The organism is Psychromonas sp. (genome assembly GCF_047632995.1).
GTDB lineage: Bacteria > Pseudomonadota > Gammaproteobacteria > Enterobacterales > Psychromonadaceae > Psychromonas.
Window position 1 is genome coordinate 1 of the sequence record NZ_JBLIEK010000016.1, and the last position, 24,655, is coordinate 24,655.

The 24,655-nt window shown below is 41.9% G+C and carries 18 protein-coding genes; 12 read left to right on the plus strand and 6 right to left on the minus strand.

Features of this window, described 5'->3' with window-relative positions; all coding sequences use genetic code 11:
• Window positions 1-405 precede the first annotated feature (405 nt).
• Window positions 406-4,089, plus strand: coding sequence for a methionine synthase (gene metH / locus ACJAT7_RS04680; protein WP_415225638.1), 3,684 nt, complete (start codon window positions 406-408; stop codon window positions 4,087-4,089).
• Between the two features lie 121 nt (window positions 4,090-4,210).
• Here the strand turns inward: metH and ACJAT7_RS04685 are convergent, their stop codons facing one another.
• Window positions 4,211-6,154 (minus strand): cache domain-containing protein, encoded by a 1,944-nt coding sequence (locus ACJAT7_RS04685; RefSeq protein ID WP_415225639.1) that lies wholly within the window; start codon window positions 6,152-6,154, stop codon window positions 4,211-4,213.
• A 475-nt stretch (window positions 6,155-6,629) separates the two neighbouring features.
• Here ACJAT7_RS04685 and ACJAT7_RS04690 point away from each other — a divergent pair, with 475 nt between their 5' ends.
• A complete protein-coding gene (locus ACJAT7_RS04690; RefSeq protein WP_415225640.1) occupies window positions 6,630-9,875 on the plus strand; it encodes an SNF2-related protein in 3,246 nt (1,081 codons plus the stop codon).
• A gap of 111 nt (window positions 9,876-9,986) precedes the next feature.
• Here ACJAT7_RS04690 and ACJAT7_RS04695 read toward each other — a convergent pair whose 3' ends face one another.
• Genes ACJAT7_RS04695 through ACJAT7_RS04705 form a run of 3 tightly spaced genes read right to left on the minus strand, consistent with a single transcriptional unit; the run spans window position 9,987 to window position 12,245 of the window.
• A complete protein-coding gene (locus tag ACJAT7_RS04695; RefSeq protein WP_415225641.1) occupies window positions 9,987-10,643 on the minus strand; it encodes a hypothetical protein in 657 nt (218 codons plus the stop codon).
• A gap of 8 nt (window positions 10,644-10,651) precedes the next feature.
• Window positions 10,652-11,752 carry a YcbX family protein gene (locus tag ACJAT7_RS04700; RefSeq protein WP_415225642.1) on the minus strand — a complete coding sequence of 367 codons (1,101 nt, stop codon included), beginning with the start codon at window positions 11,750-11,752 and terminating at the stop codon, window positions 10,652-10,654.
• Between the two features lie 34 nt (window positions 11,753-11,786).
• On the minus strand, window positions 11,787-12,245 hold the full coding sequence (locus tag ACJAT7_RS04705) for a methylglyoxal synthase (RefSeq protein WP_415225643.1): 459 nt from the start codon (window positions 12,243-12,245) through the stop codon (window positions 11,787-11,789).
• Window positions 12,246-12,372: 127 nt separating this feature from the next.
• Between ACJAT7_RS04705 and ACJAT7_RS04710 the strand changes: the two genes are divergently transcribed.
• Window positions 12,373-12,855, plus strand: a complete 483-nt coding sequence (locus tag ACJAT7_RS04710) for a hypothetical protein (RefSeq protein ID WP_415225644.1) — start codon at window positions 12,373-12,375, stop codon at window positions 12,853-12,855.
• A 58-nt stretch (window positions 12,856-12,913) separates the two neighbouring features.
• Here the strand turns inward: ACJAT7_RS04710 and ACJAT7_RS04715 are convergent, their stop codons facing one another.
• A complete protein-coding gene (locus tag ACJAT7_RS04715) occupies window positions 12,914-13,273 on the minus strand; it encodes a YijD family membrane protein (protein WP_415225645.1) in 360 nt (119 codons plus the stop codon).
• 213 nt (window positions 13,274-13,486) lie between these two features.
• Here ACJAT7_RS04715 and sthA point away from each other — a divergent pair, with 213 nt between their 5' ends.
• Window positions 13,487-14,917 carry a Si-specific NAD(P)(+) transhydrogenase gene (sthA, locus tag ACJAT7_RS04720; RefSeq protein ID WP_415225646.1) on the plus strand — a complete coding sequence of 477 codons (1,431 nt, stop codon included), beginning with the start codon at window positions 13,487-13,489 and terminating at the stop codon, window positions 14,915-14,917.
• Window positions 14,918-14,943: 26 nt separating this feature from the next.
• On the opposite strand, the gene nudE is transcribed toward sthA, so the two are convergent.
• Window positions 14,944-15,513, minus strand: a complete 570-nt coding sequence (gene nudE / locus ACJAT7_RS04725) for an ADP compounds hydrolase NudE (protein WP_415225647.1) — start codon at window positions 15,511-15,513, stop codon at window positions 14,944-14,946.
• A 164-nt stretch (window positions 15,514-15,677) separates the two neighbouring features.
• Here nudE and hemC point away from each other — a divergent pair, with 164 nt between their 5' ends.
• The 8 genes from hemC to ACJAT7_RS04765 all read left to right on the plus strand — a co-directional run bounded on the left by hemC (window position 15,678) and on the right by ACJAT7_RS04765 (window position 24,648).
• Window positions 15,678-16,622 (plus strand): hydroxymethylbilane synthase, encoded by a 945-nt coding sequence (gene hemC / locus ACJAT7_RS04730; protein WP_415225648.1) that lies wholly within the window; start codon window positions 15,678-15,680, stop codon window positions 16,620-16,622.
• On the plus strand, window positions 16,615-17,346 hold the full coding sequence (locus tag ACJAT7_RS04735; protein ID WP_415225649.1) for a uroporphyrinogen-III synthase: 732 nt from the start codon (window positions 16,615-16,617) through the stop codon (window positions 17,344-17,346). Before hemC ends, ACJAT7_RS04735 begins: the two co-directional genes overlap by 8 nt.
• A gap of 42 nt (window positions 17,347-17,388) precedes the next feature.
• Window positions 17,389-18,543, plus strand: a complete 1,155-nt coding sequence (locus tag ACJAT7_RS04740) for a uroporphyrinogen-III C-methyltransferase (RefSeq protein WP_415225650.1) — start codon at window positions 17,389-17,391, stop codon at window positions 18,541-18,543.
• A 9-nt stretch (window positions 18,544-18,552) separates the two neighbouring features.
• A complete protein-coding gene (locus tag ACJAT7_RS04745; protein ID WP_415225651.1) occupies window positions 18,553-19,740 on the plus strand; it encodes a heme biosynthesis HemY N-terminal domain-containing protein in 1,188 nt (395 codons plus the stop codon).
• Between the two features lie 98 nt (window positions 19,741-19,838).
• Window positions 19,839-20,342 carry a protein phosphatase gene (locus ACJAT7_RS04750; protein WP_415225652.1) on the plus strand — a complete coding sequence of 168 codons (504 nt, stop codon included), beginning with the start codon at window positions 19,839-19,841 and terminating at the stop codon, window positions 20,340-20,342.
• A gap of 12 nt (window positions 20,343-20,354) precedes the next feature.
• Window positions 20,355-21,362 carry an ArsJ-associated glyceraldehyde-3-phosphate dehydrogenase gene (locus tag ACJAT7_RS04755; RefSeq protein ID WP_415225653.1) on the plus strand — a complete coding sequence of 336 codons (1,008 nt, stop codon included), beginning with the start codon at window positions 20,355-20,357 and terminating at the stop codon, window positions 21,360-21,362.
• A 6-nt stretch (window positions 21,363-21,368) separates the two neighbouring features.
• A complete protein-coding gene (gene arsJ / locus ACJAT7_RS04760; protein WP_415225654.1) occupies window positions 21,369-22,592 on the plus strand; it encodes an organoarsenical effux MFS transporter ArsJ in 1,224 nt (407 codons plus the stop codon).
• Between the two features lie 91 nt (window positions 22,593-22,683).
• Window positions 22,684-24,648: a permease gene (locus ACJAT7_RS04765; RefSeq protein WP_415225655.1), complete on the plus strand. Its 1,965-nt coding sequence runs from the start codon at window positions 22,684-22,686 to the stop codon at window positions 24,646-24,648.
• The last annotated feature ends 7 nt before the right edge of the window (window positions 24,649-24,655 follow it).

A 24,655-nucleotide genomic window follows, 5' to 3' on the forward strand; every position in this document is an offset into this window, starting at 1 on the left:
ATTGAGTGAATGTTTGATCTTTGTATTTTAGATCTGTTTCGAGGGTAAACCTGTTTTTTGTAGTTGTTTATGTTTATTCAGATTAATGGAGTACAGTACTGAAGGATGGTAAAAGATCAACGAGCAAAAAACTATAAATACTATTTATTATGATGACATTACAATGTTCTTTTTAATTCAAAGCGAGCTGTTTCTAGTTCGCTTTTTTTATACCTCGCTTTTATTCGGTTATTTGCCCGCCAATTTATCCCTGCGATTATTTTTGTTCTTTTATAGCAACTATCAATTTCTTCATAATTTATAGCAAAATATTTCAATCAGAGGCGGCTTTTCTGGCGTAAATATAGAATGCTTTCATGTTAATATAAATGCAAACACGTCTTAGCAGAAACAGCAGGGAACTCTATGTCAGTTGACGATCGTAGCGCACTTATCAAAGCACAATTAGAAAAACATATCCTTCTTATTGATGGAGCCATGGGAACCATGATCCAGTCTTATAAGTTTGAAGAAGAGGATTATCGCGGCGAACGTTTTGCCGATTGGTCGTGTGACGTTAAAGGCAATAATGATTTACTGGTGTTAACTCAGCCTCAGGTGATTGCCGATATTCATCGTGAATACCTTGATGCGGGGGCGGATATTCTGGAAACGAATACCTTCAATGCAACAACTATTGCCATGGCTGATTATCAAATGCAGTCGTTATCTGCAGAAATAAATCGCGAAGCCGCTCGTTTAGCGCGTCAGGTTGCCGACCAAAAAAGCGCAGAAACACCCGATCGGCCGCGTTTTGTGGCCGGCGTTTTAGGTCCAACAAACCGTACCTGTTCAATCTCCCCGGATGTAAACGATCCTGCATTTCGTAATGTAAGTTTTGATGAGTTAGTTGAGGCGTACAGCGAATCAACCCGTGCGTTAATTGAAGGTGGATGTGACCTGATTTTAATTGAGACTATTTTTGATACGCTCAATGCAAAAGCAGCAGCTTTCGCGGTGAGTGGTGTTTTTGATGAGCTCGGTTATAAATTACCAGTAATGATCTCCGGTACCATAACCGATGCTTCCGGGCGTACCCTTTCCGGGCAAACAACCGAAGCCTTTTACAACTCATTACGCCATATTGAGCCTATCTCATTTGGTTTGAACTGTGCTCTTGGGCCCGAGGAACTGCGCCAATATGTGCAGGAGATATCGAAGATTTCAGAAACTTATGTTTCAGCACACCCGAATGCGGGTTTACCCAATGCCTTTGGCGAATACGATTTAGAAGCCGATGAAATGGCTGCCCATATTAAAGAGTGGGCAGAAAGTGGTTTTTTAAATTTAGTCGGTGGCTGTTGCGGCACGACGCCCGCTCATATTAAAGCGATGGCTGATGCTGTTGCCGGCGTAAAACCGCGCGCCCTGCCTGAGCTTGAAATTGCCTGCCGATTAAGCGGATTAGAAGCATTAACCATCCGCAAAGATTCGCTCTTTCAAAATGTTGGCGAGCGTACCAATGTAACCGGCTCTGCTCGTTTTAAGCGCTTAATCATGGACGAGCTTTATGATGAAGCGTTAGATGTCGCACTGCATCAAGTGACAGCAGGCGCCAATATTATCGATATCAATATGGATGAAGCGATGCTTGATTCATTGTATGCAATGAAACGGTTTCTTAATTTATGTGCCTCTGAGCCTGATATTTCTCGTGTGCCAATTATGATCGACTCTTCGAAATGGGAGATTTTAGAAGAGGGGATGAAGTGCGTCCAGGGTAAAGGGATTGTTAACTCGATCAGTATGAAAGAGGGGGTTGATAATTTTATTGCTCAGGCTAAGTTAATCCGCCGTTATGGTTTTGCTGTGATTGTAATGGCTTTTGATGAAGATGGGCAAGCCGATACACGCGCCCGTAAATTTGATATTTGTAAACGTTCCTACGATATTTTAGTCAATCAGGTGGGGTTCCCGCCGGAAGATATTATTTTTGATCCCAATATTTTTGCTGTGGCCACGGGTATTTCCGATCATAACAATTATGCGGTTGATTTTATCGAAGCGGTTAAAGATATTAAAACGCAGCTACCCCATGTGATGATCTCAGGTGGCGTCTCTAATGTTTCTTTCTCTTTTCGGGGCAATAACCCCGTTCGTGAAGCTATTCATGCCGTGTTTCTCTATCACTGTATCCAAAATGGTATGGATATGGGCATTGTCAACGCGGCGCAATTGGCCATTTATGATGATATCCCAAAAGAGTTAAAAGAGTCTGTTGAAGCTATTATTTTAAATACCAGCCCGGATGCAACGGATAATTTACTGGATCTGGCAGAAAAATACAGAGATTCCGGCAGTGAAAAAGTGGATGACGGCAAGGCCTTAGAATGGCGTAACCTGCCCGTTAACGAACGTATTGCCCATTCTTTAGTGAAAGGTATTACCGAGTTTATTGTGGAAGATACGGAACAAGCGCGCGCCAATGCGAAAATGCCCATTGACGTGATTGAAGGGCCGTTAATGGATGGTATGAATATTGTTGGCGACCTCTTTGGTGACGGAAAAATGTTTTTACCACAAGTGGTTAAGTCGGCACGTGTTATGAAACAGGCTGTGGCTTATCTCAACCCTTATATTGAAGAAACTAAAGCGGTCGGTGCGACCAACGGTAAAATCGTGATGGCCACGGTGAAAGGTGATGTGCACGATATTGGTAAAAATATTGTCGGTGTTATTCTGCAGTGTAATAATTACGAAATTATCGATCTCGGTGTAATGGTGCCAACTGAAAAAATTATTAAAACAGCTATTGCAGAAAAGGCAGATTTGATTGGTTTATCCGGCCTAATTACCCCATCCTTAGATGAAATGGTGTATGTTGCCAAGGAGATGCAACGCCAAGGTATGCAACTGCCGTTACTGATTGGTGGTGCAACGACCTCTAAAGCCCATACCGCAGTAAAAATAGAGCAGAATTACGATCAGCCAGTGGTCTATGTCTCGAATGCATCTCGTGCAGTCGGGGTTTGTCAGAAATTATTAAACCCTGTCAATAAACCAGAATTTGTTAAAAAACTGGATGAAGATTATGTGCGGGTACGTGAGCAATATGCCAATAGACGTCCTCGTAGCGCACCTGTTTCACTGCAGCGAGCGCGTGCTAACGCAGCTAAAATTGATTGGGCGAATTATCAACCAACCGTACCAAATCAACTGGGTGTGCAGGTTATTAAACAGATGTCTATTAACACCTTGCGTGAATATATAGACTGGACCCCCTTCTTTTTGACCTGGGGACTGGCAGGCAAGTATCCGAGAATTCTTGAGGATGAGGTTGTTGGTGAAGAAGCTAAGCGTTTATTTGCCGATGCACTGACAATGTTAGATACAGTTGAAGCACAAGGCGAAATATCTGCCAACGGTATTGTCGGCATTTTTCCTGCAAACAGTGTGGGTGATGATATTGAAATTTACACAGATCAGTCGCGCAGTGAAATATTACAAGTGAGTCATCATCTGCGCCAGCAAAGTGAGAAAAAATCACCCTTTGTAAATCACTGTTTAGCAGATTATATTGCGCCTAAATCATCGGGTATTGCCGATTATATTGGCGCATTTGCTGTCACTGGCGGTATTGGCGAACGGGAAGTGGCGGAGCGTTATAAAGCCAATAATGATGATTACAATGCGATTCTGGTGCAAGCCATTTGTGACCGTTTAGCTGAGGCCTTTGCTGAATATCTGCACCAGAAAACCCGCAAAGAGTATTGGGGATTTGCCGCAGATGAAACCTTAGAAAAGGATGATCTGATTCGTGAAAAATACCAGGGTATTCGCCCGGCTCCCGGTTATGCAGCATGTCCTGAGCATACCGAAAAGCAAGTGATTTGGGATTTGATGAATGTCGAGCAGCAGATAGGAATGGAGTTAACCAGCAGTTATGCGATGTTCCCGGGAGCTGCGGTTTCGGGATGGATTTTCTCGCATCCTGACAGTCGTTATTTTGCCGTTGCACAAATTCAGCAGGATCAGCTAGAAGATTATGCGCAGCGTAAAGGCTGGGATTTACTAACGGCAGAGCGCTGGTTAGGCCCGAACATTTCATAAAGCTTAAACTGAGCTGAAAATAATAATGGAGCTTATGGCTCCTTTTTTATTTGCCCGCAAAGCTGTATAGCGATAAAAGAGAATCGCAGAAAATAAACACTTTTCTAAGAGTTTAACCTATTCAAAACTCTATTCTATTGCGGCCTGCCTCTTTAGCAGCATATAAAAGATTATCTGTAGTTTTAAAAAGAAGCTCAAAACTTTTATTATAAAAATCTTCTTTATTAACTGATAAAATACCGCCGCTGAATGTTACAGAGAATCCAAACCGGCGTTCACATGCAGCTTTAAAGGTATCATTTATATTTTTCACAATATCAGCGGCTAGTTTAATATCAATGTTTTTAAGTATAATTATAAACTCCTCTCCACCATACCTGTAAATATAATCACCCTCTCTTAACCTTGCAGTAAATGATGACGCAAGTATTTTTAAAACATCATCCCCAATATCATGCCCATATGTATCGTTTACTAACTTAAAATGGTCAAGATCAATAATCCCAAATACGACTGAATCCACATTGGAATCAGCAGTGAAAATATCTTCAAAATCGTTCAGCAGTTGTCTTCTGTTAGGCAAATTAGTTAATTCATCAAACAGAGCCATCTGTTTTAATTCGTTTGCTTTTAAATAATCTTTTGTTATATCTCTCATAAAATAGAGCTGACAATCTATATTCTTATAGATAATTTCTTCATTTCTATATTCCAGATAATATCTTCTATTTTTACTGTTGGTAATGATTAAAAAACCTTCATTTGTCCTATCGTAATTTAAATATCCAAAGGGACCTGCTTTTTTATTTACATCGTTACCCAGTATTTTTTGTGAGTGTTTATTTTGATATAAAACCTCTCCTTTGTCTGAAATTATTAGAATACATTCAGGGGATAACTTAAATAGCTCTTCATAAATTAACTCCTCCTGTCTTATATATTTACTCTGAAGATTAATCCCTCGCTTTGTAAAGATAAACATCAGTAAAGAGAGAATAGTAAAGAGTAATAATGAAACTTTTAATTCATTAAAATGTTCATTCCTGAAAAACAGTTGATACAGATTAATTTCATTTGATATGTCGTTAGTATGAAACCCCATTCCAATATAAGCACCCCAGTCATTCCCAAGAGATTCTACATAAGATATTTTTTGACTCACTTTATCTGAATTTTTTTCATAATAGGGGTAGGTTAAAAAACCTTTACCTTCTGAGGTTATAATCTTTAAAAAATTACGGGCTATCGATTCGCCATTTTGATCCATTATTCCATTAACATTTTTTCCAATTAAGTTTTTATTAGCATGGACTAAAGAGGTCCCATCAAACTGATTAACAAAAACATAACTTTCACTATCTTTATAATAATATTGTAACCTTGAGTAGATGGAATTTTGTAATTCTTTTAAAATATCCTCTTCATAAAAACCAGTGCCAATTATAATATTCAGTTCAGGGATATATTTACAAAAAGAGGTCTTTTTCTTAGGTTGCCCATCTTTTGTTTTAGGCCAGCGATAGGTTATATTGATACCTTGGGGGGAGTTCATCGATTTTAACATCTCCCTGATAAAATAGACGCCATCCCTATCTTTAAAATCAATGATACTATTTCCATTGAGCCGATTATCAGTCCCCGACCTTAACATTACGCCATCGATACTTAAGATAAAATAGAGCGAATCTTCATCTATAGAGATCAGCTGCTCATACTTCTGAACTGTCTTTTTTAATCGTAGCTCTTTATCTTCTATTGCGGGTATATCAGAATAGAGAAGAAGCTTTTCTATTGAGTTGATTTTATTTTTAATCGTTCTCTTCTGTATAAGAAGGAGATTATTCAGATCGTAATTGATCTCGTCAATTCTATTTTCCACTTCATTTTTTATATCTGCCATTTTATGTTTTTTTACATAGGATTCAAATCGTGAAGCAGAAAGAGTGGTATGTTGCAAATCGGACATGAACATAGAGAATAAAATGATAAAGAGACCAATTATATAGATGGAAATTAAAACGACCCAGTTTCTGGTAAGAATCTTTTTATTTGCTTTTTTTACCATTAAAAACTCCAAATCATATTTTAAGGTCTCATACTAATCAGTCTAAAGTCGATTACATATCTCATAATGAAAATGTAGAAAACGAGCTGTACTCAATATATCTGCCTATTTTTTTAATGGCCTATGGGCGGGGCTTATCTAACTGCTTTGCTATGATCATCTTTTTTTTGCTAAAAGTGATGAGATGTATGGCCGGATCGTTATTTTTTTGGCTACTCCGGCAGTAGAAATTCTCTTTCTGATTTACAAATACATTGACCCTAACAGCAGTTATTCGGCTAATTGAAAGACTAACGGTAGGTAGTCTTCTTTGTATTTATTTACGCTATTTTTTAGTGTAATTTTAAGTAATTTAATTTTACAGGCTATTATAACCACAATATTTTGCTTTTTTGTTAGATATTCATAATTATCCTTTCATTATCGAGTTGACCTCTCTATCATTAGTGATCCATTTTTAAGTTGGTCTGTATAGATGCCTAAGATTACTCAGCAAGATATTTCCACTAGTTTCGGTCGTAATATTATTGAACGCGGTACGCGTTATTTTAAAGAAAGTCGCGTGCTATCTTGTGAATATGATGAGCAGAGTAATAAACTTAGTGGCAGTGTAAAAGGTACCTCAGATACGCCTTATCAAACCAGTGCGTCGATTAAAAAATCCAATAAAGGCGGATTTATAATTCACAGCAGTTGCACTTGTCCTGTCGGTTGGAACTGTAAACATGCAGTGGCGTTGCTGCTCGCTTATCAGGCGAATACGCCAAATTACAATATCGAAAACAGTTACCAGACATGGTTTGAGCTATTAAAAGGGCAGATCAAAAAACAACTCCCTGTGCAGAGCACAAGCGCCTATCAAGGTTATTTCCGTCTCTCTTTCAATAAAAGTGCTTACAATCCTTCATTGCAGTATTTACAAGTGGAATACGGATCAGTGCGTTTCCTAAAAAGTGAAAATGTCAGTGTGTTCGCTGCCAAAGATCTTATCTCTGTTGTTGAAAATGAAACCTGGATGGAAAGCTATAAATGGGTAAAACCAGAAGATGTCAGTATTTTACAGCTGCTTTTAGCAAAAGAGGGACGTGTTGCTAAATTAGCTAAAACCACTATCCATAACGAACATGATCTGTTGGCATTGCAAAAAATATTAGCAACAGGCCGCTGTTTTTGGAAAAATTTGTCATTGCCTCTGTTAAGTGGAGAAAGCAAAGAACTGGCATTACAATGGCTCGATCAAGAAGAAGATTTGAAACAGCTGCAACTGACACTGCAAGAGAGTGAAAATTGGCTGCTAATACCGACACCAACCCCCTATTATATTGATACTGACAAGGGGGAGGTTGGTGAGATTAAAAGTGAATTTGATCGCAACTGGATTTTATCTTTATTACAAAGCCCTCCCCTGGCGGAGAAACAGTGTGAGCACTTTACTCAAGAAGTATCTCTGCGTTTCCCACAAACTGTTTTGCCAAACCCGACAGCTTATCCCAGTCGCGAAATTGACGATAAGTTACAGGTTGTATTTTCGCTTAATGAAGGAACCATCAAAGAGCAGCGCATGTTTGTCGCGCGGTTATTTTTCCGTTACGGTGAATTGAGTTTAAATCCAAGTATCATCGATGAACCGACACGTACACAGTTTATGCTGGGCAATGAGATAATCACCATTAAGCGTGATATTGAGCATGAATTATTAGCGCTTAAACAGTTTGAAAATTTATGCTTATTGGATCCGCAGATGTATGATCCTAAGCAGCCGAAAAAGGCCCACTTATTGGGAATTTTACCGCCTGAACTCGGTGGTTCTCAACCGTTTCAGTGGTTATCATTATTAACCGCACATAAAGCGCGCCTAGAGGTGTTTGGTTGGTTGTTTGAAATATCTCCTGAGCTGGAATTGTCCAGTGAAAAAATTGATAGCATTGATATTGCGATAGAAGAGCAGGGGCACTGGTTTGATTTAGGCGTGTCGATTGAAATTGAAGGCAAACGTATTGAGTTATTACCGCTACTGCTTGAGTGGTTGCGTAATAATGAAGATTGGCAACAGCATGATTTTGATATCTTATTAGCACAACCTAACGGTAAACCGTTACGTATCAAACGTGAATCTATTCAACCTGTATTATCTATTTTGCAGGAGTTGGGTGAAGTAAATCACAACAGCATACATCTGCCACAAAGCCAGGCGTCATTGCTGGCACAGTTACCTGAAATTAACAGCTGGGTAGGTGGGGGACATGTAAAAGCATTAGCTGAAAAATTGACTAACTTTACCGGTATTCAGGAGGTTACAGTACCAGAGCAGCTCAATGCGACCTTACGAGACTATCAACTAACTGGTTTGAATTGGCTGGTTTTCTTAAATGAATATGGTTTTTCCGGCGTACTCGCCGATGATATGGGGTTGGGTAAAACCATTCAAGCATTGGCCTATCTGCTCTATAAAAAAGAGCAGCAACAACTAACCGATCCTGCTTTGGTTATCTGCCCAACCTCTTTGGTCGGAAACTGGTTAAATGAAACGTTAAAATTTACACCAACACTAAAAGTGCTGGTGTTACATGGTGTCGATCGCCATCAACATTTTGCTTCCCTGCGCGATTATGATCTGGTGATTACTACCTACCCGTTAATCGCACGAGATTTTAGCCAGCTTCAAGAGGTGACCTTTTCTGATCTGATTCTTGATGAAGCGCAAACGATTAAAAACCCACTGGCGAAGATGACCAAAAGCATCAAACAACTCAATGCAACTCAGCGTTTATGTTTAACGGGTACGCCGATGGAAAATCACTTAGGCGAGCTTTGGTCTCTGTTTGATTTCTTAATGCCTGGATTTTTAGGTACGCACAGCACCTTTAACCGTTTTTATCGCAAAGGGATTGAAGGCGAAGGTAATCAGCAAGTACAAAGTTGGTTAATCCAGAAGACGCAGCCCTTTTTATTACGCCGCACTAAAGATGAAGTGGCGAAAGAGTTACCCGAAAAAACAGAAATCGTCCACAAGATTGTGTTACCCAATGATCAACGCACCTTATATGAAAGCATCCGTATCACCATGGAAGCAAAAGTCCGCGATCTACTTAAAGAAAAAGGGATGGCAAGAAGCCGCATTGAGTTTTTAGATGCGCTACTTAAATTGCGTCAGGCTTGTTGTGATCCGCGCCTGGTGAAATTGGAGCATGCTCAACATATTAAAAGCTCAGCTAAATTGGACTTTTTGATGGAGATTGTTCCTGAAATGATTGAAGAGGGGCGACGTATTTTAATCTTCTCTCAATTTGCACAGATGCTCGGCTTGATTGAGCAATCTCTGCAGGACAGAGGCATTGATTTTGTTAAGTTAACCGGGCAAACACGTAATAGAACAGAAGTGATTGATAAGTTCCAATCGGGTCAGGTGCCAGTATTCCTGATCTCCTTAAAGGCTGGTGGTGTGGGGCTCAATCTCACTGCGGCAGATACTGTTATTCACTATGATCCCTGGTGGAACCCTGCGGTTGAAAAACAGGCAACAGATCGCGCCCATCGTATTGGTCAGGATAAACCTGTTTTTGTTTATAAATTGATTTGTGAGCAAACGGTTGAGGAGCGGGTGTTAGCCCTGCAGGCACGTAAGCAGAGATTGGCCGACAGTGTCTACGGGCCGGATCAGGAAGAGAAGTTTGCACCTGATAATAGTGATGCATTGTTAAAGCTCTTTGAACGTTATTGATTGTTATACCCAAGAAGGTACACAAATAAAACGCAGTGAGGAGAGCAGGCGCTAGGCGTGAGGTTGAGAATGGGTATAAGCCTCTGAAATAGTTTCAGAGGCTTTCATGCGTTATTGTTCAGCGCGAGATTGCTTCACCAATTTCATAAATAGCTGTGTTGCTGCTTTAAACGTGGGCTCGATTTTGATCATCTTGCTTTTTTTATTCATTCTGGCAACGGTTCTCATGGCCGGACGAAAGGTTAGCGTAAAATAATTTTCATCTTCTTCAATACAAAACTCATCTTCCGAGAAATGTCCCTGTTCTTTAGCGGCATAAGCGTTAAAAATATTGACCAAGGCGCTCATGCTCGGCCCAGAAACGGTATGCTGCGCCAATGTCATGCCCGCCGCATTGGAGATAATAATTTCAAATGGATTGGAGCGATAAGCTAATACTGTATATATCTTTCGCAGTTGCGCGGATGTCGGTTTAACGGCAGTATGAATTTTACCGTCGATACAAAAACGCACCAGCTTCTCTTTGGCCATAAAAGCTATCATATCGGTATCAATAATAGAGTGTTCTTGCCCCAGAAAAGCGGGTAACAGCTTTAATACATCTAAGTGGTTTTTGCGTTTAAAGCAGTTGCTGCGATCTAGATGTAATAGACGTCCATCAGGCAGAATATAGCCTGCTTCATTGATATTATTGGTTAACCCCAGTACCTCAATAAGCTTGTCTGTATCGTTTGCTGGAATATCTGTTTGATCTATCTCTGTGCTCATAATATCCCCTAATAATTAATCGTTATATCAGATAAAGGAATGCAGCTACAAGCAAGAATATAACCTTGCTCTATCTCTGCCTCACTTAATCCCTGGTTGTTCAGTGTCATCACTTCGCCTTCTATTAGTTTTACCTTGCAGGATCCGCATTGGCCGCCGCGGCATGAGTAGGGAATATCAATACCGGCTTGCTCTGCTTGATCTAATAATAACTGCTGATTATCGCCCGTCACGGTAACAGCGGCACCTTGATAATGTATCTCAATGTCTTTTTTATTACTGCTCTGCTGATCTTGTTTCGCACTATAAAAGGGGGCGGCCTGGGTGGTTAATATCTTTATTTCATCGCCAGCGCGTATCATGCCGCTATTAAGCGGGATCAGGTTCTGCCCAAAATCAATATTACCCTGGTGGTAACGAAATTTTGCCAGGGTATTTAAAGGCTCCTCTTTATCTGCCTTGCCGCTTTGCGGATCTACATTAATAAACAAACAACGTGAACAAGGTTTGCTTACCTCAAACTCCACTTCGCCAATCTTAATGCGTGCCCAGCTATCCTCAATAAAGGGAAAATCACCATTAACAACAATATTTGGGCGGAAATGCAGTGCTGTTACCGGGCTTTGTAAACGTGCATTAAGGAAATCAACCGAGGTCTGGTTTACTAGCAGTAGCGGGTAACCGTCTGCAAAGGAGACCTGCGTGTCGCGGTTTTTTATAAGCCGTTGTGTTTCCTTACCAAAAAATACCAAGCTGCAGGGCTGTTGTAGATAGTCTGAAAACCACAGATCGTAATCATGATGACAATGTATGGCATTGACATTGTCCTCCCACACCTGGCTTGTCTGTATCTCTTGAGTGAAGTTATCCGGGTTGATGGTTAATATTGGCATATTAGGGCCGCTGACCAGCAACAATTTTCGCGAAAACTGCACCTCTATCTGTGTTAATTGCGGGTGCGTTCTACCTGTGATGAATTTCCCCTGCTCATCAATCAACATATAACGGCGATCAAAATGTAATCCTTTTTCTTCAACGTGTGCGGCTGGTTGACTGATCGCCTTAACCGATTTAATAGGATAAATGTAAATATCAGTAAGAGTTTGCAAATTGAGCGCCTTTTTATTAGAGGGTTGTTTATCGCTATCGGGTGCGTTCGCTTAAGTAACCTTGATAATCAGGTACACGGGTATGATAGTTATTATTAATATGGATTGAATCCATAATAAAATCAGCGGTTGCTATATTGTTTGCAACCGGAATATTCCATACGGTTGCTAAACGTAATAATGCTTTTACATCCGGATCGTGCGGCACCGCATTCATAGGATCCCAAAAGAAAATAAGAACATCTATTTCCCCCTCCGCTATTTTTGCGCCAAGTTGCTGATCGCCACCCATTGGACCTGAGAAGAAACATTTAATCGGTAAACCGAGTTCTTTTGATATTAGCGATCCGGTTGTGCCTGTCGCATAGAGATGGTGTAATTTTAAAGCTTCGCAGCGTCTCCCTGACCAGGCTAATAGCTCTGCTTTCATATTATCGTGTGCAACCAGTGCTATGTTTTTGTTCTTCGCGAGTTCGCGTGTCGTATATTCCATTTTTAATCCTTCAATAATATCCAATAACTTGTAAAGTAAACCGTATAAGTTAAGCTAATACAAATAGTCTTTTTTTATATTGTTGTATTTCAGGTAAAACCTCAAATATATTTTGCTGGAGTTTTTTATGAGCAATAGTGAAGAGTTATCTCTGTATTTTTCGAATCAGTTGCCTGCATTGTTAATTGCTCATCCCTCCTTTAAGTTTATGGGGCTGAAACTAAATCAAGAAGATGACCGAATGGCGTTGCATTCCATCTATATTGAAAAAGCCAAGGACTCTGATCAACTGCCATTTAGAGCGCTTATTACTGTGGCTGAATGGAGCGGCGAAAGCGATAAAGAGGAGTTTTTTTTAGAGGCGTTAACCGCTGAGCGTTTAATCGAAAAACTACAGCGTTTTGATGAGATTGGTTCTTTTGTTTTCTTTAAAACCCCAAATTCAGTCACTATGGATACGATAAATACCTACCCGCAAGTTTTATTTTGTAAACTCTTTCCTGAGTTGGGTGAATTTAATCCTTACGCGCCGGCTGAGCCGTTGCAGCAACTTAAAGCGCGCTCAGTGGATCTGCTCGCCTCCCTAGAGATGCGTTTAAAGAATTTATAAACAGCCGGCAATAAAAAAAGGGAGCAATTTAATTGCTCCTCTTTTTTGTGGGTTAATTTTATGCAGAGTAACGTTTGTCGCCAAACATCAATTTGTACATTAACCAGATACTTAACAGTAAGGTAAGGGTAATTGAAATAAAGTTTGAACCTAGTTCAGGGTACTGTGCCGCGAGAAAAGCAGAATAAGAGAAAATACCGATAAGAAAAGCAGCCCAGGCCGGGCGGATAGTCACTTCATTGTGCGCTTCTTTGATATAAATCCGATAAAAATGATTCACAGCAAAAAACAGGGTTAGAAAAGGGAAAGGAGAAAAAGAGGCAAGTGTTATGGTTAAGATTGAAAAACAGGCATTGGCCGACAGTCCAATTAAAAACGTATAAACAAGCCATTTAACAGAAATGGTGTTTTGATGCATGGGCTATTTCCTTAAGAGATATTATCTTACTTTTATTAATGCTAAAAATAACATGCGGGAAGATATTTTTCTCTGCTTATTTTATAGCAATCAAGAATGCGATAAGCACGCTCACTAAGTAAATATTTAATCATAGCTTAGTAGATTATTTACAATAATACTGTGTTATAAATGGATTTTATATCTATCCTACATTTCTTTCAGAGGTTTACCATGCCCAATCATGAAAATAAAAGTGTTAAGCCCGAAAATTATGACTATGACGCCATTGTAATTGGCAGCGGTCCAGGTGGGGAAGGGGCGGCAATGAAACTGGCAAAAGGCGGTTTGCGTGTTGCGGTCGTTGAAAAATATAGTGACATTGGCGGCGGCTGTACTCACTGGGGAACTATTCCTTCAAAGTCATTGCGTCATAGTGTCAGTCAACTGATTGAGCTTAAAAATAATACGCTTTTCGCGCGTCACTATCAGGTTAAGGAATCCTTTACCTTTGCCGATGCGCTACAGCACAGCGAGCAGGTTATTAGTAAACAGGTTGCTATGCGCAGCAGTTTTTATGAGCGTAATAACTGCGATTTACACTTTGGTGAAGCCGCGTTTATAGATGAGCATACCCTTGTTATTAAAAATAAAGAGGGTTCATTGGAGCAGATCAGCGCTAAAGATATTATTATCGCCACAGGCTCTCGGCCCTACCATCCGCCAGATATTGATTTTAAATCCAATAATATTTATGACAGTGATAGCATCCTCTCTTTAGATTATCAGCCCAAAAATATTGTTATTTACGGCGCCGGCGTTGTTGGCTGTGAATACGCCTCTATTTTTAGAGGCTTAGGGGTCAAAACCGATCTGATTAATACCCAAGATCGCTTGTTATCATTTTTAGATGCAGAGATGTCAGATGCACTTTCTTATCACTTTAGAAATTCAGGCATTATTCTCCGTCATAATGAAGCCTATGAAAAAGTGACCTCGATAGAAAATAGCGTGGTGCTGGAATTTAAGTCAGGCAAAAAAATGAAAGCAGATTGTTTGCTTTTTGCCAATGGCCGGACGGGTAATACAGACAGATTAAACTTAAATGCTGTCGGTTTAAAAGCAGATCAGCGTGGGCAGTTGGAAATTAATCAGCACTATCAAACCCAAGTGAAAAACATATATGCGATAGGTGATGTGATTGGTTATCCGAGTCTTGCCAGTGCTGCTTATGACCAGGGAAGAATTGCCGCGCATGTTATTTTGACCCGGGAAGGTCAAAAGAAATTGATCAAAGATATTCCAACGGGAATTTATACTATTCCGGAAATTAGCTCGGTGGGCAAAACTGAGCAGATGTTAACCGAACAAAAAATACCTTATGAAGTCGGGCGTGCGCAGTTTAAAGATTTAGCGCGCTCACAGATCTTAGGCTGCGAAGTCGGCAGTTTAAAAATACTTTTTCATCGTGAAAGCAAAGAGATATTAGGAATACACTGCTTTGGTGAGCGGGCGGCGGAAATTATTCATATCGGGCAAGCCATTATGGAGCAGAAGGGCAAGGCCAACACGATTGAATATTTTGTTAATACCACTTTTAACTATCCGACCATGGCTGAAGCCTATCGTGTGGCCGCTTTAAATGGTCTGAATCGTCTGTTTTAATAAAGAGGGGAGGTGCTCTTCTCCCTTTAGGTTGGTCGGTCTTTATCTTTAAGGGCTTTTAGCGTGAGTAATAGCGCTGCAATGCCCCGCGCTTCCTGAAAATCATCTCTGGCCAATAATTGTTCGATCTGATTGAGCGGCCATTTTATAACCTCAAGCGGTTCGGGCTCATCACCTGCTAATGTTTCCGGATAAAGATCAAATGCCATAAACAGGGTCATTTCGCTGCTGAAATAACTTGGCGACATAGTCACTTTTTTTAATTTTTGTAAGTTATGTGATCCAAATCCGACCTCTTCTTTTAGTTCTCTATTCGCGGCTATTTCTGCTGTTTCACCCGAATCGATAAGTCCTTTAGGAAAACCCAGCTCGTATGAATGGGTACCGGCTGCATATTCACGAATCAGTAACAGTGTATCTTTATCAAAAAAGGGCACAATTAATACTGCACCTTGGTGATAGCCGCGCATCCGTTCAAATTCACGTTGTTGACCGTTACTAAATTTGAGTTGCAGTGATTCAATTTTAAAAAATCGGCTGCTGGCTACAAGGGTACGTTTTAAAATTTCTGGCAGTGTCGGTGACGATTGGCTCATACAAACTCTCTTTTAGGCGCGAATAGCGTATTAGTTTACAGGCAAGGAGCCATTAATAGCATCTATCTTAGATCAGAAATTACCATTTTATCCCTATTAGACATGCTAATTGATCGTATCTTTGCTAGCATCAAAGAATTAGTTTCTCAATGGATACTCCGCAAATGACCCCTCAAATAATTCGTATTGCAACACGCCATAGTCCGCTGGCAATGTGGCAGGCTAACTTTGTTAAGGCTGAGCTTTTAAAATATCACCCCAATTTAACCGTTGAGTTATTGCCGATGAAAACGATGGGCGATAAGATTCTCGATACCCCCTTAGCGAAAGTAGGTGGTAAGGGGCTGTTTGTTAAAGAATTGGAAGTCGCCATATTAGAGGGACGTGCAGATATTGCGGTGCATTCCATGAAAGATCTACCCGTTGATTTTCCCGATGGACTGGGTTTGGCAGTTATTTGTGAGCGGGAAGATCCGCGTGATGCCTTTGTGGCCAATAATTACCTGTCAATAGAGCAATTACCGCAGGGCGCAATTGTCGGCACCTCCAGCATGCGCCGTCAATGTCAGCTGCGTGCGCTGCGCCCGGATATTATTATTAAAGATCTGCGCGGCAATGTGAATACCCGTTTGCGTAAATTAGATGAAGGTCAATATGACGCAATTATTTTGGCTGCTGCAGGCTTAATTCGTTTACAGATGAGCTCCCGTATTGCCAGTTATATTGCACCTGAAATAAGCCTTCCTGCCGTAGGGCAAGGAGCAGTCGGGATTGAATGCCGTTTGGATGACGAGCAGACCATCGCGCTATTACAACCATTAGAAGATGCAAATACAAGGGTGCGTGTTACCGCCGAGCGGGCTGTAAATCTCGCTTTAGAAGGTGGTTGTCAGGTACCGATTGGCAGTTTCGCCCTATTAGACAATGATCAACTCTATTTACGTGGATTGGTCGGCAGCGTTGATGGTAAAGAGATTATTCGTAAAGAAATAAGGGGCCATAAGGACGATGCACAGCAGCTCGGTCTGGCTTTAGCGCAGCAGTTACTTGATTGTGGTGCAAAAGAGATACTGGCAGCTGTTTACGGCCAAGCAGATGCTGATGGCTAAACCCCGTCTATTAATCACCCGTTTTGCGCCCGATGCGCAGCGCTTAGCTGATTTTCTTAATGCGCAGGGGATATTTGCCCTTGCGCAGCCGTTGCTTAGCGTACAAAAAACAGCAGAGTTTGCTAACGCGCGCTTTGTATTAACAAAATCTTACGATTATATTATTGCAGTTAGTCGCAATGCGGTGGATTATACGGATCAGGCCCTTGCGGGAGAAAGTTGGCCTAACAGCGATTATTTAGCTGTGGGTAAAGGGACACAAGTCAGGCTGCACGGTGCAACTCGGCAAACGGTGCAGATCCCGAGCGGGCAGTTTGACAGCGAGGGATTGCTTGCTTTGCCTTGCTTGGCGCAACTTTCGGGTAAAAAAATTCTTATTTTACGCGGTGTAGGGGGGCGGGAGCTACTTGCCCAAACATTGACTGCCCGTGGAGCTGTTGTTGAGTATTATCAGCCTTATCAGCGTGTTGCTATTAATTTAAATGGATCGCAGATGGTTAATAAACGGCAACAGGAGGGGATTAACGGTGCTATTATCAGTAGTGTTGAGTTGCTCGAAAGGTTAATAGAAGTGGTGCCAATCGATGATCGTAATTGGTTAACACAACTAGTCATCTATGTGCCGAGCAGACGCATTGCAAGTCATGCAACTGCATTAGGCTGGACCGATGTAAAAGTGCTTTCTGGGATGCTAGATCAACAGATAGCTGATTATTTTAACTAATTAAAATTAATGGTTTTATCGTTTTGTAGATATGGGGTAGTTATGACAGATAAAAATAATGAGATAAAAAAAGAAGAGCCAACATTAACCTCTGAAACCTCGGTCCCAGCTGCAGAAATTCCCGCGCTGAAAAAACCGGGTAAAAGTAGCAAACTGGTTATCTACCTTGCTCTGTTTTCATTTGTTTTACTGCTTGCTGCTATCGCGCTGGGCGGCTATCTATATAAAGAAAATAAAACGGTAAATAGCCAGCAGCAGCTGGAAATCAGTCAGTTGAGCGGACAGCTGGCGGCGCAGTCAAAAGCGGCCAGTACACAAGTAGAGCAAGCACTCAGATTACAATCTGATTTTAAAACACAAATGGAGCAGGTGAATATACAGCTTCAACAAGTTAAAAATGAAAATAAATTATATAAAACGGATGTGCAAGCCCTGCAGCGTTCACTTGCCCAGACGAGAGTGCGGCATCCCAATGATTGGATGTTAGCTGAGGTTGAATACTTGGTTACGTTGGCGGGCAGGAAAATCTGGCTGGAGAGGGATATCCCTACTGCAATAGCCTTATTATTAGCCGCTGATCAGCGCGTCGTTGAACTCAGCGATTCGAGCTTAAGCCCGTTACGCGCCATGTTACTTGAAGATATCAATCTTTTAGAAGCGCTGCCTAAGCGAGATCCTGATGGTCTGGTATTAGCGTTGTCGAATCTTGAGCGTGGTATTGACAAACTGCTTATCGCGGGTTTAAAAACGACGGATGGGGCTGATAAGATCAAAGCAGATATTTCAACCGACATTAATGATTGGCAGGAAAATTTAGTTAACTCCTGGTCAGATTTTGTGGCCGGTTTTATTGTTATCAACAAAAGAGATGCAAAGCTGCAGGCACAAATTTCCCCTCAGGAAAGCTGGTATTTAAAAGAGAAATTACGTAATGATTTAGCTAAAGCTGAATTTTCAGTTTATCGTGAACAGCAGGAAATTTATGATATCGCGCTGCACAGCGCCGCGCAGTTAGTCAAAAATTATTACGATTTAAATGATAATACGACCAGCCATTTTTACCAATCTATCCAACGCTTAAGTAAGCGTAAAATTTCTATAAACTACCCGGATCAATTAAAAAGCGCCCCGTTACTGGATCGGATCATAAATCAGCGAGTAAAAAAATCACTCGCCAGTGCTCGCGTTGACGGGTAGGAGAAAGTCATGATACGAATTGTTATTATTATTTCAGCGCTGCTGGCAGGGTTGATTTTAGGGCCAGAGATAAGCGCTAATAAAGGCTATATATTAATCTCATTTGATTCATACACGACCTATGAAACAACTATTATCAATGCCGTTTTTATTGCCGTCGTTTTCTATTTTCTGCTGCTTTTAGCTGAGTGGTTATTACGCAAACTACTGTCGATGAGCTCATTAACGCGCGGCTGGTTTGGCCAGCGTAAAACCAGAAAAGCACAAAAAAACAGTTTATTGGGTATGTGGGCGTTGTTTGAGGGGAAGAGTAAACAAGCGCAAAAATTATTAGCACAATCTGCAAAGAGCAGCGAAACCCCCGCGCTAACTTATATTGCAGCGGCGAGAGCGGCCCAGCAGCAACATAAATATGATTTGCGCGATGAGTATTTACAGCAAGCCAGTGATAGTCAAAAGGGCGGTCAACTGGCGGTGGGTTTAGTGTGGGTGGAACTGCAATTAAAAGCTAAACAGTATGAAAACGCACTGGCCACATTAGAAGCGCTGGATAAAAAATTCGCCAAAAACAACCGCATTAGTGAACTTTATCTCTCTGTCTATCCAGCATTGGATAAATGGCAGGAATATTTGGATCTGCTCCATGCAAAACGAAACTTTTTTTCATTTAATGATTTAGAGTTTGCCACTATGCAGCTTGATGGTTATCGACAGCTGTTTAAGCAGCTCGCATTGCACAGCGGGGAATCTTTACAGAGTTACTGGGAGAACAAAGCACCGCGCTGGATGCGTAAAGAGCTGAATTATCAAAAAGCCTTGCTAGATGCTTATATTGAAGCGGACCATGATAAACTTGCCGAGCAATTTTTATTAGAAAAACTGCATAAGCAGTTCTCATTACCCCTGCTTGCTTACCTTGAAAAACTGGATATTAGTGATCATTACCCCTTAATTTTGTTATTAGAGAAAAAACTTAAAAAAGAGCCGCAGACGGGGTTAATTCACCAAGCCCTTGCCAAGTTAATGGTTAAAGAAAATAAAACAGCAGCAGCGATTGAACATTTAAAGGTGAGTCTTGTAACGCTGCCTAATGTTGATGATTTTGCTCTACTTGCCAACCTGCTGGAAAAAGAAGATTTTCCGGCGCAGGCAAATAACTATTACCGTCAAGGGCTGTTATTTGCAGCCTCCCGGTAATGCGCTGTCATTAAAGTGAAACAGTAAAAATATAAAATTAACTAAGCAGGAAGTCTACTTCCTGCTTTTTTTATGGTTTATTTAAAAGAGTGCAGAAGATGTCATTAACACACCCCATTTTCCCGATCAGCATTGAAAATAGCAGTGCACAGATTATTTTAACACCCTGTCCCGCTACCAAAGAGGTGGATCTTAAAACATCCCTGACGCAGCTTAAGCAGGCGGGAGCAGAGGCGCTACTGACGCTCATGACTCAGGATGAGCTCGATAAAAACCAGTTGTCCACTATCGGTGAGTCAGTTCAAGCGGTGGGAATGACCTGGTATCATCTGCCAATTATTGATGATCATATGCCGGAGCACGCCTTTATGGAGGCTTGGGAAAATGCCGGACCTGCTGTGCAGGCTTTATTGGAGCAGGGCAAAAGTATTGCGCTTCACTGTAAAGGCGGATCCGGGCGCACCGGATTAGTAGCAGCGCAGATACTTTTACAGCGTGGAGAAGCAATTGGCCCGGTAATGGCGCGTATTCAGGCTGTTCGCCCGAATGCATTTACGCAAACTTGCCAACGCGATTATTTAATTAATTTAAAAGCACTATAGGAAAGATTGAAAATGACAATTAAAGTAGGGATTAACGGTTTTGGTCGAATCGGCCGTTTAGTGATGCGCGCCGCTTATGGCTGGCCTGATATTGAGTTTGTACAAATTAATGATTGTGCGGGCGATGCTAAAACACTGGCTCATCTTCTTGAATTTGATTCCGTGCAGGGGCGCTGGAATTTTCCCGTTGCAGCAGACGAAAACCAAATTATTATCGGCAACAGTAAAATTAGCTGTACGCAACAAAGTGAAATTGCCACGGTTGATTGGTCAAATTGCGATCTGGTTATTGAAGCGACGGGTGTACATCGCGATCCCAAGCTGCTGCAAGCATATCTAGATCAGGGGGTAAAACGTGTGGTTGTTTCGGCCCCGGTAAAAGCTGAGGGTATTGCCAATATTGTGATGGGTGTCAATGACCATATCTTTGTGCCGGAAAAACATCGCATTGTTACTGCGGCTTCCTGTACAACCAACTGTCTGGCACCGGTTATTAAAGTGATTAATGAAACCTTAGGTATCGAAAAGGTTTGCTTTACCACTATCCATAACCTGACCAATACGCAGACTATTTTAGATGCGCCTCATAAAGATCTGCGCCGCGCCCGTGCATGCGGAGTCAGTCTTATTCCAACCACAACAGGCTCTGCAAAAGCAATTGTGGAGATTTTTCCCGAGCTTAAAGATCGTATTGATGGACATGCGGTGCGGGTGCCCTTAGCTAATGCATCGTTAACCGATATTGTGCTCGATGTTAGCCGTGATACCGATGTGGCAGAGGTCAATGCATTACTTAAAAGTGCCGCTGAAAATGAGCTGCAGGGTATTTTAGGTTTTGAAGAAAAACCGCTGGTATCAATTGATTACCGTGGCGATCAGCGTTCAACTATTATTGACGCGTTGTCCACTATGGTTGTCGGTTCGCGCATGGTTAAAATTTATGCCTGGTATGACAATGAGATGGGTTATGCAACGCGTACCGCGGAACTGGTTCGTTTAGTTGGCCTTGTGGATAAGTAACGTTATATGCGTACTGTTTTTGCAAACCTCAGCGCTGAGTTAAAGCAATACTTAGTTATCACGGCTAATTACTGGGCTTTTACACTAACCGACGGTGCGCTGCGCATGTTGGTAGTGCTCTATTTTCATCAGTTAGGCTACAGCGCGCTTGAAGTTGCTTTTCTATTTCTCTTTTATGAGTTTTTCGGGGTGGTGACTAATCTGCTTGGTGGTTGGCTGGGCGCGCTGCTAGGGCTGAACCGCACTATGAATATCGGTCTGCTAATGCAGGTGATTGCCCTGTTAATGCTGGCTGTGCCCAATGATTTTTTGATTATTCCATGGGTGATGTTTGCCCAAGCTTTATCCGGTATTGCTAAAGATCTTAATAAGATGAGTGCCAAAAGCGCCATTAAGCTGTTTGTCAGTGACGAAAGACCAGGCACACTCTATAAATGGGTGGCTATTTTAACGGGATCAAAAAACACTCTGAAAGGCGTCGGCTTTTTTCTCGGCGGCGCACTACTGACGTTAATCGGCTTTCGAAATTCGCTGCTGTTGATGGCCGCTATGCTTTTTATTGTCTGGTGCATCAGTCTGTTGCTGCTAAAAAAGGATCTCGGTCGGATCAAGCGCAAGGTGAAATTCAAAGAGCTTTTTTCTAAAAGTGCCAGCGTTAATATTCTTTCTGTGGCGCGTCTTTTTTTATTTGCATCACGTGATGTCTGGTTTGTGGTCGCTTTACCTGTCTATCTTAGTGATACATTTGGCTGGAACGGCTGGACAGTCGGCGGTTTATTAGCCTTGTGGATAATTTTTTATGGCGGGATCCAATCCCTTGCCCCCTATTTTACGGGCAAACAGGCAGGGCGGATACCTGATGGCAAAAGTGCGGTGTTATGGGCCGCAGGTTTGGCTGCTGCGCCTCTGCTGGTAGTTTTATCGCTGCACTTTGAAAGCCACCTGTTTATTGCTGGATTATTTCTGTTCGGCGGCCTGTTTGCGATCAACTCGTCGCTGCATAGCTATCTTATTGTCAGTTATGCGCAGCGAGAAGGGGTATCGCTGGATATCGGCTTTTACTATATGGCCAATGCGCTCGGGCGTTTAATCGGCACACTCCTTTCCGGGTGGATCTTTATCAACTTAGGGTTAACCGCCTGCTTACTGGTCTCGACGCTATTTATTGCCATTGCGGGTGGCATTTCACTGTTTTTGCCGAGGCACGCACTGCGCACTAGGCGTGATTAAAGTGATTAGCTAATAATACCAGATAAAAATGGTCAACTTTGATTTAGTGTTATATTATAACAAAAACAAATTGATTTTATTGAGACCATTTATGTTGTTGTTATTAAGTGTTTTTGCACTCTTTCTCGGCCCGCTTGCCTACCGCTTATTGCAACGCCAACCTGGCTGGTTGGATCTGCTTGATGCCTTTATTTTTGTCACCATTTCAGGTCTGGTTTTATTTCATATAATGCCGGAACTTTTGCATAGTGGCGGTTTGATGGTTCTGTTGCTGATGGCCATTGGTGTGCTGGCACCCAGCTGGATTGAAAAATACTTTCACAAAGCAGCTCGTCAAGCACATCAAACAACCCTGTTTTTAGGGGTTTTAGGTTTGGTTTTACATGCCAGCATTGATGGCTCTGCGTTAATTGTTGCGCAGGGCGATCACACCGGCTGGTTGCTTGCTATCGGTGTTTTACTGCACCGCTTCCCTGTTGGCTTAACTATCTGGTGGTTGTTACGTCCCCAGTACGGACGATTATTGCCACTGGCAGTGTTATTGAGCATGTCTGCCGCAACATTGGCCGGGGGATTTTGGGCCAGTGACTCGATGGCACAACTCGATGGTCAATGGCTAGCCTGGTTGCAAGCCTTTGTGATGGGCTCAATTATGCATGTTGTCTTACACCGCCCCTATCTCCATGGCGATGAGCACGCGCATGCGCATAAAAAAGAGGATAACGAAAACAGGTACGCGGCGGGTATAGGCAGTATATTGGGTCTTATAGTATTAGCTTCAGTGCTGTTGCCGCATTGGCTGGGTTATATCGAACACGGCCATGCAAGCGCGGGCGCTGCAGAAAGTAATATGATGCCAGTCGAGCAAGATCATCTTCATAAAGCGGAATATGAGCATCTCAATGAAACGGCTGCGCACCCTGTTGATGAAGAGCATGATCATCAGCATGAAACAGGCGCGGCTCCTGTTGATGAAGCGGAACATGAGCACCTACATGAAATGGCTCAAACGGAGAGACCGAACAAGACAGCCTTAACACTGGTCAATTTTATTAATATTGCGTTATATAGCGCACCTATGCTGTTGCTGGCTTATCTGTTAAGTGCGTTAATGCATTATTTCAACCCCAAGTTTTCGGTGTTGCCCAAACAAACTAGCCAATCTTTTTTTAAAGATAGTTTAAAGGGGGTCGCTTACGGGTTACCTTTACCTGTTTGCTCGCCCAGTGCCCTGAAGATGCATCTGCAACTATTAACTATGGGCGCCAGCCAAACCTTTGCCACCGCATTTTTAATGGCGGCACCGATTATCGGTTTTGATGCGCTGCTGATCTCATGGCCCTTACTGGGGTCGCAGATGCTTTTGCTGCGCGTTGTCTTAGCAATTGTTTTTGCAGTAGTGAGTGCTTGGCTATTGGGGCGTCACTTTAAGATTCTGCCCAGTTTGGCGGTCAGTGCAAGTTGCCAGGATAAAAACCCGACATCCCGATTTATTAGTGCAATTAAACAGGGCTATCAACATCAGCTTGATCATACCGCGCCCTGGGTCTTATTTGGTTGGATGCTGGCGGCAACGTTCTCTGCTACGCCGGCCTGGGCATTCTTTGATCAAGCGTTGTGGCTGCAGGTGCTGGTGATGATTATTGTGGCGTTCCCCTTTGCACTGTGTGCTACAGGCATAACTCCTGTTATTGCTGTTTTACTTATTGCCGGGTTATCTCCGGGCGCTGCAATCGCGTTCTTTTTAATCGCCCCGACCATTAGCCTTGAACTGCTCAAAACAGTGAAGCAGCAGCAGGGATTTTTTGCCGCACTCAGTCTGGCGATGCTGACGCTGGGTGGGGCTTTCTTAATCGGCTTGGGACTCAATCAATATATTGATGTTATTTCGCTGCCATGGCTAGCACAGGAGGAAGGGGCATATAACTGGTGGCAACTGGTAAGTTTAATTCTAATCTTATGCTTATATTTGAGTTCATTACTGCGCCGTGGAGCACGTAGCTTTATTGCGGAGTTAATACCGAAAAGTTTTTTAAAAGTGCATCATCATCATTAATAAACTA